Genomic DNA, 13126 nt, shown 5'->3' with positions numbered 1-13126 from the left:
CCGCGATGACCGCTGAATCCGAGCTACCCGCCGCACCCCGCGATACCGGCGTGCGCGTCCCGATCGTCCTGATGGCCCTGGCGGCCGCACTGATGTGGGGCGCCTCCCGGATGACCTGGGTGACGGTGACGGCCGAGGACGGCCTCACCGAGCAGCGCACCGTCCACCTCAACGGCGGTGTCTGGTTCGGCGCGCTCACCCCGCTGGCGCTGGTTCTGCTGGCCGCCGTCGCCGCCGTGCTCGCTACCCGGGGCTGGCCGCGCCGGTTGATCGGCATCCTGGTCGCGTTGGTGGCCGCGGTGACCGCTGTGCCCGCGTTCGCGCTCTTCACCGGATCCGGTTCGCTCGCAGAGCGGTCGATGGCGCTGGCGGAGCTGCCCGCACGCGCGGTGTACGTCGACGGGGCTACCTCGCCGCTGGGCCCGGCGCTGTCGTTCGTCGCGGCGCTGGCGGCATTCGCGGCCGGTGTCCTGCTGGCGCGCATGCCGCGCGACAGCGCTCAACTGTCCGGCAAATACGACAATCCGGTGACACGCCGCGCGGCGGCCACCGAGCAGGTCGAAAACCGGCGCACGGCGGACGAACCGGACGGGCAGCTCTCCGAGCGGGTGCTGTGGGACGCGCTCGACGCGGGTACCGACCCCACGGAGGACGCGCAGCGATCCGATCAGGGGCCGCAGCCGGGTGACGGTCGGTCCGAGGCTGCGAAACCCGGTGCGCAACGCAGTGATTCGCCCGGCGGTCAGGCCGGCTGACGTGATCGCTACCACTTTTCGTGCCCGGTTGCCTCGAATTCGCGAGCGGCCCGCCCGCCGCCAGCCCAACCCCGGCGCGACCGGGAAACTGCCCGCCATTTATTCTTTGTCAGCATCGGTGAGACAGCGCCTGGGGGGATTCTCAGGCAGCAAGTCCGTCTCCCCAGAAAGGATTCGAGCCAGATGACGGTACTCGACTCGATTCTCGACGGGGTCCGCGCGGATGTGGCCGCTCGGGAAGCCCTCCTGGATTTCCAGGCCATCAAAGCCGCCGCGACCAAAGCCCCCGCCCCGCTCGACGCGCGCGCGGCGCTCCTCGAAGACGGCATCGGCGTGATCGCGGAGGTCAAGCGGGCTTCGCCGTCGAAGGGCGCGCTCGCCGACATCCCGGACCCGGCGAGTCTGGCCAAGGCCTACGAGGACGGTGGCGCCCGGATCATCTCCGTGCTCACCGAGTCCCGTCGTTTCGGCGGTTCGCTCGACGACCTGGACGCGGTCCGCGCCAGCGTGTCGATCCCGATTCTGCGCAAGGATTTCGTGGTCGGTCCGTACCAGATTCACGAGGCGCGCGCCCATGGCGCCGACGTCATCCTGCTGATCGTGGCGGCGCTGGAGCAGGACACCCTGTCCGCGCTGATCGATCGCACCGAATCGCTGGGCATGACCGCGCTGGTCGAGGTGCACACCGAAGAAGAGGCCGACCGCGCGCTGGAAGCCGGCGCCTCGGTGATCGGCGTGAACGCCCGCAACCTGAAGACCCTCGAGGTGGACCGCGATGTATTCGCGCGGATCGCACCGGGCCTACCCACCGAGGTCATCCGCATCGCCGAATCCGGCATCCGCGGCACCGCCGACCTGCTCGCCTACGCCGGCGCCGGCGCCGATGCCGTCCTGGTCGGCGAGGGCCTGGTGACCAGCGGTGATCCGCGGGCCGCGGTCCTGCAGCTGGTCACCGCCGGTACGCACCCCTCCTGCCCGAAGCCGGCGCGGCGGGGCCGGTGATGAGCGTTCTTCCCAAGGCGAGCGACGGCGTCCACGACAAGAGCACGCACGAACCCGATCAGGGCGGCCACTGGGGCGCCTACGGCGGCCGGCATGTGCCCGAGGCGCTGATGGCCGTGATCGAAGAGGTCACCGCCGAATACGAGAAGTGCCGGCTGGATCCGAACTTCCTGGACGAGCTGGATCGGCTGCAGCGCGATTACACCGGGCGGCCGTCGCCGGTGTTCGAATGCACCAGGCTGGCCGAGCATGCCGGTGGGGCGCGCATCCTGCTCAAGCGGGAAGACCTGAACCACACCGGTTCGCACAAGATCAACAATGTGCTGGGTCAGGCGCTGCTGGCCAAGCGGATGGGCAAGACCCGGGTCATCGCCGAAACCGGCGCGGGCCAGCACGGTGTCGCCACCGCGACGGCGTGCGCGCTGCTCGGGCTCGAGTGCGTCGTCTACATGGGCGCCGTGGACACCGCTCGCCAGGCGCTGAACGTGGCGCGGATGCGGCTGCTCGGCGCCGAGGTGGTCTCGGTCGAGACCGGTTCGCGGACCCTCAAGGACGCGATCAACGAGGCGCTGCGCGACTGGGTAACGCACGCCGACGACACCTACTACTGCTTCGGCACGGCCGCGGGCCCGCATCCGTTCCCGATGATGGTGCGCGATTTCCAGCGCATCGTCGGCATGGAGGCGCGCGCCCAGGTCCAGACCCAGACCGGGCGGCTGCCCGACGCGGTCGTCGCCTGCGTCGGCGGCGGATCCAACGCGATCGGCATCTTCCACCCGTTCCTGGACGACAAGGACGTGCGCCTGATCGGTTTCGAGGCGGCCGGTGACGGCGTCGAAACCGGGCGGCACGCGGCCACTTTCACCGGCGGCACGCCCGGCGCTTTCCAGGGCGCGTACTCCTACCTGCTGCAGGACGAGGACGGCCAGACCATCGAGTCGCATTCGATCTCGGCCGGTCTGGACTACCCGGGCGTCGGCCCCGAACACGCTTACCTCAAGGATGTCGGCCGCGCCGAGTACCGGCCGATCACCGACACCGAGGCGATGGACGCGCTGCTGCTGCTGTCCCGCGCGGAAGGCATCATCCCGGCGATCGAATCCGCGCACGCGGTGGCGGGTGCGCTGCAGCTGGGCAAGGAACTCGGTGAGGGCGCGATCATCCTGGTGAACCTGTCCGGTCGCGGCGACAAGGACATGGACACCGCGGCCAAGTGGTTCGGCCTGATCGACGAGAACGCCGAGGAGCAGAAGTGAGTCAGCAGTCCCGCCTCGCGAATACCTTCGCGGCGGCGCGCTCGGAGAACCGGGCCGCGCTCATCGGCTACCTGCCGGCGGGCTACCCGGATCTCGACGGCTCCATCGCGGCGTGCAAGGCGATGGTCGAATCCGGTTGCGACATCATCGAAGTCGGCGTCGCGTACTCCGATCCGGTGATGGACGGCCCCACCATCCAGCAAGCCGCCGAGCAGGCGCTGCGCGGGGGAGTGCGGGTCAAGGACGTCTTCACCGTCGTCGAGGCGATTGCCGAGGCCGGCGGCCAGGCGGTCGTAATGAGCTATTGGAACCCGGTGCTGAAGTACGGCGTCGATCGTTTCGCGCGTGATCTCGCCGGCGCGGGCGGCGCGGGCATCATCACCCCGAACCTCATCCCCGAGGAAGCCGACGACTGGTTCGTCGCCTCGGCGGCTCACGATCTCGATCGCATCTTCCTGGTCGCGCCCTCCTCCACCGAGGAGCGATTGGTCAAGACGCTGGAAGCTTCGCGCGGCTTCATCTACGCGGCCTCCACCATGGGCGTCACCGGCGCTCGGGACGCGGTGTCGTCGATGGCTCCCGCCCTGTGCGCACGCGTGCGCAGCCACTCCGATATCCCGATCGGCGTCGGTCTCGGGGTGCGCTCCGGCGCGCAGGCGGCCGAGATCGCCGCTTACGCGGACGGCGTCATCGTCGGTTCGGCACTGGTCAGCGCGGCGGGCGAAAGCTTGGACGCGGTGCGCGCCTTGACCGCCGAACTCGCCGAAGGCGTGCGCTCGGCCACCGTTTCGTCCTGACCGCGACCGCCCGTCGTCCCGGCGGACGCCGGGACCCAGTACGGTTGCCTGCGTGACCGTACAAGTCTTGGCAGACACCGCGGCGTCCGGAACCAGCGTGCTGGCCTACATCCCGAGTCCCCCGCAAGGGGTGTGGCAACTCGGACCGCTGCCGCTGCGCGCCTACGCGCTGTGCATCATCATCGGCATCATCGTCGCCATCTGGTGGGGCGACAAGCGCTGGCAGGCCCGCGGCGGCCAGCAGGGCGCCATCCTGGATGTCGCGATGTTCGCGGTGCCGTTCGGCTTGATCGGCGGTCGCCTCTATCACGTGGCCACCGACTGGCAGAAGTATTTCGGCGCGGGCAAGAATCCCGTGGAGGCGCTCTACATCTGGCAGGGCGGCCTGGGTATCTGGGGTGCGGTGTTCCTCGGCGGCGTCGGTGCCTGGATCGGCTGCCGGGTGTACCGAATCCCGTTGCCCGCCTTGGGTGATGCCGTCGCGCCGCCGATCCTGCTGGCGCAGGCCATCGGCCGGCTCGGCAACTACTTCAACCAGGAACTCTATGGTCGCGAGACGACGCTGCCGTGGGGCCTGGAGATCTATCCGCGCTTCGACGCGAACGGCGACCCGGATCCGATGAACGGTGTCTCCAGCGGGGTCGTGCTGAAGGTCGTGCAGCCGACGTTCCTGTACGAGATGCTGTGGAGTCTGCTGGTCGTGTTCCTGCTGGTGCAGATCGACAAGCGTTACCGCATCGGGCACGGCCGGTTGTTCGCGCTCTACGTCGCGGGCTACTGCGTGGGCCGGTTCGTGGTGGAACTGCTGCGCGATGACGAGGCCACCCATATCGCGGGTATCCGTATCAACTCCTTCACCGCCGCGCTGGTGTTCCTCGCGGCCATCGCCTATTTCGTGTTCGCCACCCGCGGCCGGGAAACTCCGGCGCAATTGCAGCCGGGCGCGATGGAACGGCCGTGGCCGTGGCAACTCGCCGAATTGCGCAGGGTGGGTGCGCGCTCGGAGGCCGCGGATGCCGAGCCCGGCGTTGTCCTCGAGAAGAAGTCCGACACCGAACCGGTGGAGCCCGCCGCGCCCGGCAAAGACGCCGAGGCCACCGCCGCGAAGGAATCCGACGCCGCCGGCGTAAACGAATCCGAGGCGACCGGCGATAAGGATCCGGAGACCGGCGACACCACGCCGGAGGCCGAGTCGTCGGGAACCGGCGCGACAGAATCGGGTGATTCGGGCAAGAATGTCACCTGATCGTCGCGGGTAGCTTGTCCGGCCCCGTTCGGCTGATCGAGAAAGCCGGGGGCCGGCAAGGGGTACCCGCGCACGAATGAGGAGGACATTTAGTGACCGACCCTTACCAGAACAATCCTGGATACGGCGGGCAGCCGCAGTACGGTCCGCCCGGTACGGGTCCTGATCTGAGCAAGCAGCCCTCGGATCCCTATGCGCAGCAGCCACAGTACGGTCAGCCGTCGGATCCCTACGCCCAGCAAGCCCAGTACGGTCAGCCGCAGTACGGCCAGCCCCAGTTCGGTCAGCCGGGCGGTTACCCGCCGGCGGGCCCGTACGGCGGCATGCCGGGTATGGATCCGGAAGCGCCCTACGGTCGCGATATGTACGGCATGCCCTACTCCGACAAGCAGAAGCTGGTCGCGGGTCTGCTGCAGATCCTGCTCGGCTCGTTCGGCGCCGGTCGTTTCTACACCGGCTACACCAACATCGCGATCGCGCAGATCGCGGTCGTCTGGCTCACCTGTGGTTTCGGCTTCATCTGGCCGCTGATCGACGGCATCCAGATGCTCACGGGCAAGGTGCCCGACTCGGACGGGCGTCCGCTGCGCGAAGGCTAGTCCGGCTCGAACGAACACCCCGCTGCGACGCGAAGCGGGGTGTTTTTCGTGTCGAGTGTTTCGCGCGCCAAGATCGCGATACTGTGCAACCCAGTCGTCCCAGCGTAGGTTGGGTCGGATTTTGGGTTGAGGAGATGAGGATCCGATGCGCCGCAAGCTATTCGCCGCCGCCATGCTCGCCGTCGTCGCCGCCACCGGGCTGTCCGCCTGCGGCAGCGACGACTCGTCTGTGTTGAAGGTCGGTACCGAGGGCACCTACGCCCCGTTCAGCTTCCAGGGGCCCGGTCTCAAACTCACCGGTTACGACGTCGAGATCATCGAAGCCGTCGGCCAGAAGCTCGGCCGCAAGGTGGAATTCGTGCAGACCCCGTGGGACGCGATCTTCGCCGGGCTGGAGTCCAAGCGTTTCGACCTGGTGGCCAACCAGGTCACCATCAACGACGAGCGCAAGAACAAATACGCGCTGTCGCAGCCGTACACGACCTCCGAGGGCGTGATCGTCACCAAGGCCGGCGACACCAGCATCAGCACCCTGGCCGACCTGAACGGTAAGACCTGCGCCCAGTCCGCCACCTCCAACTGGGGCAAGGTCGCCACCCAGGCGGGCGCGAAAGTCGAAGCGGTGGAAGGTTTCGTGCAGGCCATCCAGCTGCTCAAGAACAGCCGTGTGGACGCGACCCTGAACGACACCCTCGCCGTCGCCGAGTACACCAAGAAGACCGGCGACACCGGGGTGAAGATCGCGGGTAAGACCGGCCAGACCAGCCAGCAGGCGTTCGCCGCCCGCAAGGATGACGCGCTGATCGCCGATGTCGACAAGGCGCTCAACGACCTTCGCGCCGACGGCACGCTGGCGAAGATCTCCGAAAAGTACTTCGGCACCGACGTCAGCAAGTAACCGCTGGTGGATGCGAATACGAAGGAGCTGATCTGGCAGAACCTGTGGCCGATGCTGAAGGCCACAGTGCAGATGACCCTGCCGCTCACCGCGGTCAGTTTCCTCATCGGTCTGGCCATCGCGCTGTTCGTGGCGCTGGCCCGGATGTCACCGGTGTGGCCGCTGTCGGCGGCCGCCCGGTTCTACATCTCGATCATCCGGGGTACGCCGCTGCTGGTGCAGCTGTTCATCATCTTCTACGGTCTGCCGCAGTTCGGGATCACGATGGATCCGATTCCGGCCGCGATCGTGGCGTTCAGCCTCAATGTCGGCGGTTACGCCGCCGAGGTGGTGCGCGCGGCGATCCTGTCGGTGGCGGACGGCCAGTGGGAGGCGGCCGAGGCGCTGGGCATGTCCTACGCGCAGGAGATGCGGTTGATCATCCTGCCGCAGGCGTCGCGGATCGCGGTGCCGCCGCTGTCGAACACGTTGATCTCGTTGGTCAAGGACACCTCGCTGGCGTCCACCATCCTGGTCACCGAATTGTTGCGGACCGCTCAGGTAGCCGCCGCGCCCACGTTCGACTTCTTCGCCCTCTACGGTGTCGCCGCGGTCTATTACTGGGCGATCTGCCTGGTCCTGGGCTTCGGACAGACTCGTCTGGAGACGCGGCTGTCCCGGCATGTCGCCCGCTCGTAGCTTCGCCCAAGTGCGGTTCATTATTTTCACGCACTTTTCACCGAGGCCACGGCATCACCTGGTACCCCTACGGGATTAGGCTGAGCACGTGATGCGACGGACGAAGATTGTGTGCACGCTCGGCCCGGCCACTGCCACCGAGGAACGGATCCGCGAACTCGTCGAGAGCGGTATGGACGTGGCGCGGCTGAACTTCAGCCACGGTGAGCACAGTGACCATGCCGAGAACTACAAGAAGGTACGTGCGGCCTCCGACGATCTCGGTCGCGCGGTCGGCATCCTCGCCGACCTGCAGGGACCGAAGATCCGGCTCGGCCGGTTCAAAGAGGGCAAGACGATGTGGGCGACCGGTGAATCGGTGCGCATCACCGTCGACGAGGTCGAGGGCACCCATGATCGGGTCTCCACGACCTACAAGGAGCTGGCCGCCGACGCCAAGCCGGGCGACCGGCTGCTGGTCGACGACGGCAAGGTCGGCTTGACCGTTACCGCGGTCGAGGGCAACGACGTGGTCTGCCGGGTCACCGAGGGCGGCCCGGTCTCCAACAACAAGGGTGTCTCGCTGCCCGGCATGGACGTGTCGGTGCCGGCGCTGTCGGAGAAGGACATCGAGGATCTGGAGTTCGCGCTCGAGCTGGGCGTCGATTTCATCGCGCTGTCGTTCGTGCGGTCCCCGTCCGATGTCGAACTGGTGCACGACATCATGGACCGGGTCGGCAGACGAGTTCCGGTCATCGGCAAGCTGGAGAAGCCGGAGGCCATCGACAACCTCGAGGCCGTGGTGCTGGCCTTCGACGCCGTCATGGTCGCGCGTGGTGATCTCGGTGTCGAGTTGCCGCTGGAGCAGGTGCCGATCGTGCAGAAGCGGGCGGTCCAGATGGCGCGGGAGAACGCCAAGCCGGTCATTGTCGCCACCCAGATGCTGGAGTCGATGATCGAGAACTCGCGCCCCACCCGCGCCGAGGCCTCCGACGTGGCGAACGCGGTGCTCGACGGCGCGGACGCGGTGATGCTCTCCGGTGAGACCTCGGTCGGCGCGTATCCGATCGAAACGGTGCGCACCATGGCGCGGATCGTGAGCGCGGTGGAGGCCGAATCGACTCGGGTGCCGCCGCTGACCCACGTGCCGCGCACCAAGCGCGGCGTCATCTCCTACGCGGCCCGCGATATCGGCGAGCGGCTCAACGCCAAGGCGCTGGTGGCCTTTACCCAGTCCGGTGACACCGTGCGCCGCCTGGCCCGGCTGCACACCCCGCTGCCGCTGCTCGCGTTCACCCCGCTGCCGGAGGTGCGCAGCCAGTTGTCGCTGACCTGGGGCACCGAAACCTTCATCGTGCCGACGGTGGACAGCACCGACGCAATGATTCATCAGGTGGATGTCGCGCTGCTTTCGCTGGGCCGTTATCAGAAAGGTGACCTCGTGGTCATCGTGGCCGGCTCGCCTCCGGGTACTGTCGGGTCCACCAACCTGATTCACGTGCATCGCATCGGCGAGGAGGACCACTGATTTGGCTACATCCTTAGGCGGTTCCGTCGGGCTCGGGGCCGCTGCCGGCTCGTCCGATCTCGATGTGCTGCTGGGCCTGCTCGATCTGGAGCAGGTCGACGAGGACGTTTTCGTCGGCCAGCATCCGGCCAAGGTGTGGAGTCGCACCTTCGGCGGGCAGCTGGTCTCCCAGGCCATCATGGCGGCCGGGCGCACCGTCGGTGACCGCCCGGTGCACGCCGTGAACGCGCATTTCGTGCGCGGCGGCGATACCAAGCGGCCCATCGAGTATCGCGTCGACCGGCATCGCGACGGCCGCGCCTTCGCCAACCGCACCGTCACCGCCACGCAGGACGGGCAGGAGTTGTTCGTCATGCTGGCCGCGTTCCAGGACTGGGGCAAGGGGCTGGAGCATTCCCATGCCCAGCCACAGGTGCCGGATCCGGAGACGCTGCCGCGGGTGGAGGAGAGCTTCGAAGGCTTGGAGGACAAGCTGGAGATGTTCATCAAGGCGCCGCATCCGATCGATATGCGCTACACCAACGACCCGGCCTGGATTCTCAAGGGCACGGGGGAGCGGCTGAACCACAATCGCGTGTGGATGAAGGCGGACGGGAAGCTGCCCGACGATCCGCTGATTCACGTTGCGACGCTGGGCTATTCGTCGGACACCACGGTGCTGGATTCGATCATCACCACGCACGGCCTGTCCTGGGGCCTGGATCGGATCGTGGCGGCCACGGTGAACCATTCCATCTGGTTCCACCGGCCGTTCCGGTTCGACGATTGGGCGCTGTACTGCACCGAGTCGCCGGTCGCGGCGGGCTCGCGCGGCCTGGCCACCGGCCGGTTCTACTCGCGTTCGGGTGAACTGCTCGCGACGACCGTGCAGGAAGGCCTGATCCGGCACTTCCCGGCGCGCTGATCGGAAATTCTTCGCTTCACTCAGGGTGACTCGGTCATCCTGAGTGCGGCGTGCGATTCGCCTACAGGTATTCGCGTTCGAATTCGAAGTCGAAACTGTCGCGCCGCTGCGTCCGGATCGTCCGGGGAATTTCCAGATCCGTTGTCGTTCCCGCTGTTTCGAGCATGAGTCTGCGTTCCAGGGCCGCCAGACCGGGTGCGGTGAGATCACGGGGTGCGCCGACGAGGCTGAGCGCTATTTCGTAGGTGCGCCGCGCGCCGGGGTCGGCATCGGGGTGATCTACCCGCCACCGGGCCGCCAGGTCGATATGCGCCGTGTCCTCCGAATCGACCGGCAGGGTGAATCTCCACGCGAACACATCGCGGTCTTGGAGGTGATCGTCGACGACCGCACGGACCGTCTCGACGACACGGTCGAGGGTTTCCGGTGTCACATAAACATGGAGCGAAACATCCGAAATGCGTTTCGGCATGTCGATTCCTGTCCGGGTCCGAACCAGCAACGGCGGAAATGTGTCCGCCGGGAGTGTAATCCCTGAGCGGGACGAATCCCAGAGGCGACGGCGATTCGCCCGGCGCGCCCGGTGTTTCGGGGCGGATGTCACCGGATGCGCTGTGCCGCCAGAAAGCTCGCGCGCGGCGGCGGCCCGGTCTCCGGGCCTACCACCAGGCCGGGTTCGTCCTGGGCGGGACGGCTCCGTTCCCGCGGCGCGAGCGCGACCAGCAGGGGCACAAGCGCTTCGGCGATGCGGTCGCCCACTTCGCAATACGCGGTTTCGGACAATCCGACCGGGTCGGCGATATTCTCCCGGCCCACCAGCGACAGATCGTTGCGCGCGGCGTGCAATTCCGCGATGGTGTGCGCCCCGGTCACTTTCGCGATCCGATGCGCCTCCAGCAGTGTGAATGTCCGTGCCCGCACCCCGAACCCCATATCGGCGATGTGATCGCGGATCTGCTCGGTCATGGCGAGCACCAGATCCGCCCGATCGATCATTTCCGGTTTCAGTTTCCGTGCCCGAAACCCCTCCGGATCCGCGCCCAGCCCCGTAATTGCCTGCGCGGCAAGTGGTTCCACCGGAAATCCGACCAGCGCCCGGGTGCCCGCGCTTTCCGCGGTAAGCCCCGACAGCCCGTATTCGACCGCCACGGCACGCGTCACGCGCTCGGCGATCACCGACCGGCAGACATTGCCGTTACAGACGAACAGGACGTGCATGCGCCCACGCTAAATCGCCCGCCCGAGTTCCAAAACCACTCCGGCCACGAATCACACCCCCGCGGAAACATATTCACCTGGCGGTAGCCCGGCGTACACCGACCACCCGGCAAACCGCGAAAAATCACGGAGACGAGAAAGGCTCATGCTCGTCACGAGCATGAGCCTCTCACGAGACAGGGTGCCGATGGTGGGACTCGAACCCACACATCCTTTCGGATAACGGTTTTTGAGACCGCACGGTCGGTGTTTGTGCAGGTCAGGGCTGTGTTGGTGATGTGGGGGAGAAGTGTTTGACCAGGCGATTCGCCTGTTTGCGGCGTTGATGTCGCTGAGGGTTGTGGGCGGCGCTGCGGACGGATTGCGGACTGGTCGCGCTCGGTTCACTACGTGGCGTCGTAGCGCGGGCCGTACTGTCGGGAACTATCTGAGGGAGGTGCCATGGCGGATAAATCGAGTATCGAATGGACCGAAGCAACATGGAACCCGGTGACCGGATGCGATCGGGTGTCACCTGGCTGCGATCACTGCTACGCGATGACGTTGTCGAAACGTTTGAAAGCAATGGGGGCCGAGAAGTACCAGAACGACGGCGATCCACGGACGTCCGGTCCTGGCTTCGGAGTGACGATCCATCCGGCGGCCTTGGACGTTCCGTTGCGCTGGCGGCAGCCGCGGGTCGTGTTCGTCAACAGCATGTCGGATCTGTTCCACGCGAAGGTCCCCATCGGGTTCATCCGGGACGTCTTCGATGTGATGGCGGCGACGCCGCACCACACCTATCAGGTGCTGACCAAACGCGCGTTGCGGCTGAAGCGGGTCGCCGGACAACTGGAGTGGCCCGATAACGTCTGGATGGGTGTCTCGGTCGAGAGCGCCGATCAAGTGGACCGCGTCAACCATCTGCGGGAAGTGCCCGCGGCAGTGCGGTTCTTGTCCTGCGAGCCGTTGCTGGGTGCGCTCGGCGATCTGGATCTCGATGGAATCGGGTGGGTGATCGCCGGCGGCGAGTCCGGTCCGGCGCATCGGCCGATGGATCCGGAATGGGTCCGGGAGATCCGAGACAGCTGCCACGACGCGGGCGTGCCGTTCTTCTTCAAGCAATGGGGCGGCCGGACGCCGAAGGCGATGGGTCGCGAGCTCGATGGTCGTCTGTGGGACGGTATGCCGGCGCTTACGGCCTGACCTCACGCTCGTCGAACCCGTGCGCCCGGCCTGGCGGCTGCTGGAGGACCCGGCTGCGTCGGCCCCACCACTCACGGCTCGACGGCCACCAGTAGGCCTCAGGCTGCCACAGGACCTGTCCTGCGGCGTCGGGGGTGACGACCGGCGGCTCGAACAGCGTCAGAAGCCCCGTCTTTTCCTCCTGCGCGATTTTCGCCAGCCGCCGTGCGTCCGCCATCATCTGAGGCTCACGTGCGGCAGCCTTCGCGTAGAGGTGTCGCATGATCCTGTCGCCCGCCGGATGATCGGTTGCGAACACCATGTCGTAGATGGTCGTTCGGTTCGTCATCCGCATTGGAATCCGGTGTGTGAAGCGGTAACCCAGATGTTGGGCAAGCCGGAACCGGATCAGGTTGGTCATCTCGTCCCGATACTGGTCTGGCGTGATCTCGTTGCCTTCTCGCGCAGCTTGGATGATCAACCATTTGTCGCTCCCATAGAACCGTGTGACCCGCTGTCTAAACAGGTCGCGATTCGTACCACGCACTCCACGCGCGACGAAGGTCGGAGAGACCAGCAACCACAGCTCCGGCTTCGAGCGTGTGCGTGCTTTGAAATTGGCGATCTTCACGATTGTGCTCCAATCGACTTCAGCGGCTTGCTGGTCGATGAAAGCGAAGGCCGGCGCGCGGTTGAAGGGCTGTAGATCGGCGAGGACACGGTCGATCGTCTCGTTGCAGTCCCCTGCAATGACATGGAAGCCCTTGTTGGGGAAGTCTTTCCGAAGAGTTCGCTCCAGCTTTTCGGCGTTGCCTGGTAGCTCGAAGAAGACATGTCGCGTGAACCCGGGATCAGCCGAGAGCACTCGCCGCGGGGATCCGTCGATCCGGGTGCCGGTGTGCCGCTCGATGTTCTCCGGTTGGCCGGCCATCAGATCGAGATAGATCCGGTCTTTGGCGGATTGTGACGCTTTGTTGAAGGCAGCGACGTAGTCGTCGAGGATCAACAGCTTGTTGTTCGTCCAGTAGGACCATTCCCGCGCCATATCGAGCCCCTGCCACCCCTGAGAGCCGGGTCGAGGGCAACCCGACTCAATCAGGAT

14 protein-coding genes and 1 tRNA gene are annotated in these 13126 nt (G+C 66.5%); 11 read left to right on the top strand and 4 right to left on the bottom strand.

Annotated features, from left to right (window positions below; translation table 11 throughout):
* Window positions 1–5 precede the first annotated feature (5 nt).
* The 10 genes from BJ987_RS32400 (at window position 6) to BJ987_RS32360 (ending at window position 9642) form a co-directional block, all read left to right on the top strand.
* On the top strand, window positions 6–755 hold the full coding sequence (locus BJ987_RS32400; protein WP_209896854.1) for a TIGR02234 family membrane protein: 750 nt from the start codon (window positions 6–8) through the stop codon (window positions 753–755).
* Window positions 756–938: 183 nt separating this feature from the next.
* Entirely contained in the window at window positions 939–1757 is an 819-nt protein-coding gene (trpC, locus tag BJ987_RS32395) for an indole-3-glycerol phosphate synthase TrpC (protein WP_209896853.1), read from the top strand.
* Complete coding sequence (trpB, locus tag BJ987_RS32390; protein ID WP_209896852.1) at window positions 1757–3013, top strand: tryptophan synthase subunit beta; 1257 nt, start codon at window positions 1757–1759, stop codon at window positions 3011–3013. Before trpC ends, trpB begins: the two co-directional genes overlap by 1 nt.
* Entirely contained in the window at window positions 3010–3810 is an 801-nt protein-coding gene (gene trpA, locus BJ987_RS32385; RefSeq protein ID WP_209896851.1) for a tryptophan synthase subunit alpha, read from the top strand. Before trpB ends, trpA begins: the two co-directional genes overlap by 4 nt.
* Window positions 3811–3862: 52 nt before the next feature.
* Window positions 3863–5056 carry a prolipoprotein diacylglyceryl transferase gene (gene lgt, locus BJ987_RS32380; protein WP_307869827.1) on the top strand — a complete coding sequence of 398 codons (1194 nt, stop codon included), beginning with the start codon at window positions 3863–3865 and terminating at the stop codon, window positions 5054–5056.
* A 92-nt stretch (window positions 5057–5148) separates the two neighbouring features.
* On the top strand, window positions 5149–5655 hold the full coding sequence (locus tag BJ987_RS38140; protein WP_209896850.1) for a TM2 domain-containing protein: 507 nt from the start codon (window positions 5149–5151) through the stop codon (window positions 5653–5655).
* Window positions 5656–5800: 145 nt separating this feature from the next.
* Entirely contained in the window at window positions 5801–6553 is a 753-nt protein-coding gene (locus tag BJ987_RS37605) for an amino acid ABC transporter substrate-binding protein (RefSeq protein ID WP_245366234.1), read from the top strand.
* 51 nt (window positions 6554–6604) lie between these two features.
* Window positions 6605–7231, top strand: coding sequence for an amino acid ABC transporter permease (locus BJ987_RS37600; RefSeq protein ID WP_245367694.1), 627 nt, complete (start codon window positions 6605–6607; stop codon window positions 7229–7231).
* A gap of 88 nt (window positions 7232–7319) precedes the next feature.
* The gene (pyk, locus tag BJ987_RS32365; RefSeq protein ID WP_209896849.1) at window positions 7320–8738 is read left to right on the top strand and encodes a pyruvate kinase; all 1419 of its coding nucleotides are present in this window, start codon (window positions 7320–7322) and stop codon (window positions 8736–8738) included.
* Window position 8739: 1 nt separating this feature from the next.
* Window positions 8740–9642, top strand: coding sequence for an acyl-CoA thioesterase (locus BJ987_RS32360; RefSeq protein ID WP_209896848.1), 903 nt, complete (start codon window positions 8740–8742; stop codon window positions 9640–9642).
* A 61-nt stretch (window positions 9643–9703) separates the two neighbouring features.
* On the opposite strand, the gene BJ987_RS32355 is transcribed toward BJ987_RS32360, so the two are convergent.
* From BJ987_RS32355 to BJ987_RS32345, 3 genes are all read right to left on the bottom strand, one after another.
* The gene (locus tag BJ987_RS32355) at window positions 9704–10114 is read right to left on the bottom strand and encodes a hypothetical protein (protein WP_209896847.1); all 411 of its coding nucleotides are present in this window, start codon (window positions 10112–10114) and stop codon (window positions 9704–9706) included.
* A gap of 128 nt (window positions 10115–10242) precedes the next feature.
* Complete coding sequence (locus tag BJ987_RS32350; protein ID WP_209896846.1) at window positions 10243–10860, bottom strand: arsenate reductase/protein-tyrosine-phosphatase family protein; 618 nt, start codon at window positions 10858–10860, stop codon at window positions 10243–10245.
* A 182-nt stretch (window positions 10861–11042) separates the two neighbouring features.
* Window positions 11043–11163: transfer RNA gene (locus BJ987_RS32345), tRNA-Leu, on the bottom strand.
* 138 nt (window positions 11164–11301) lie between these two features.
* Here BJ987_RS32345 and BJ987_RS32340 point away from each other — a divergent pair.
* Window positions 11302–12045 carry a DUF5131 family protein gene (locus tag BJ987_RS32340; protein ID WP_209896845.1) on the top strand — a complete coding sequence of 248 codons (744 nt, stop codon included), beginning with the start codon at window positions 11302–11304 and terminating at the stop codon, window positions 12043–12045.
* Here the strand turns inward: BJ987_RS32340 and BJ987_RS32335 are convergent.
* A complete protein-coding gene (locus tag BJ987_RS32335; RefSeq protein WP_209896844.1) occupies window positions 12035–13069 on the bottom strand; it encodes a three-Cys-motif partner protein TcmP in 1035 nt (344 codons plus the stop codon). The genes BJ987_RS32340 and BJ987_RS32335 overlap by 11 nt on opposite strands.
* Window positions 13070–13126: the final 57 nt, after the last annotated feature.

Source organism: Nocardia goodfellowii, from assembly GCF_017875645.1.
GTDB lineage: Bacteria > Actinomycetota > Actinomycetes > Mycobacteriales > Mycobacteriaceae > Nocardia > Nocardia goodfellowii.
Note: the sequence above shows the minus strand (reverse complement) of the source record. Positions and strands in the feature narration are given on the sequence as shown.

What these genes read in the sequence shown, in the direction of transcription:
- BJ987_RS32400 (WP_209896854.1), top strand. Translation starts at nt 6, where the DNA reads ATGACCGCTGAATCCGAGCTACCCGCCGCACCCCGCGATACCGGCGTG.
- trpC (WP_209896853.1), top strand. Translation starts at nt 939, where the DNA reads ATGACGGTACTCGACTCGATTCTCGACGGGGTCCGCGCGGATGTGGCC.
- trpB (WP_209896852.1), top strand. Translation starts at nt 1,757, where the DNA reads ATGAGCGTTCTTCCCAAGGCGAGCGACGGCGTCCACGACAAGAGCACG.
- BJ987_RS37605 (WP_245366234.1), top strand. Translation starts at nt 5,801, where the DNA reads ATGCGCCGCAAGCTATTCGCCGCCGCCATGCTCGCCGTCGTCGCCGCC.
- BJ987_RS37600 (WP_245367694.1), top strand. Translation starts at nt 6,605, where the DNA reads ATGCTGAAGGCCACAGTGCAGATGACCCTGCCGCTCACCGCGGTCAGT.
- BJ987_RS32355 (WP_209896847.1), bottom strand. Translation starts at nt 10,114, where the DNA reads ATGCCGAAACGCATTTCGGATGTTTCGCTCCATGTTTATGTGACACCG.
- BJ987_RS32350 (WP_209896846.1), bottom strand. Translation starts at nt 10,860, where the DNA reads ATGCACGTCCTGTTCGTCTGTAACGGCAATGTCTGCCGGTCGGTGATC.
- BJ987_RS32340 (WP_209896845.1), top strand. Translation starts at nt 11,302, where the DNA reads ATGGCGGATAAATCGAGTATCGAATGGACCGAAGCAACATGGAACCCG.
- BJ987_RS32335 (WP_209896844.1), bottom strand. Translation starts at nt 13,069, where the DNA reads ATGGCGCGGGAATGGTCCTACTGGACGAACAACAAGCTGTTGATCCTC.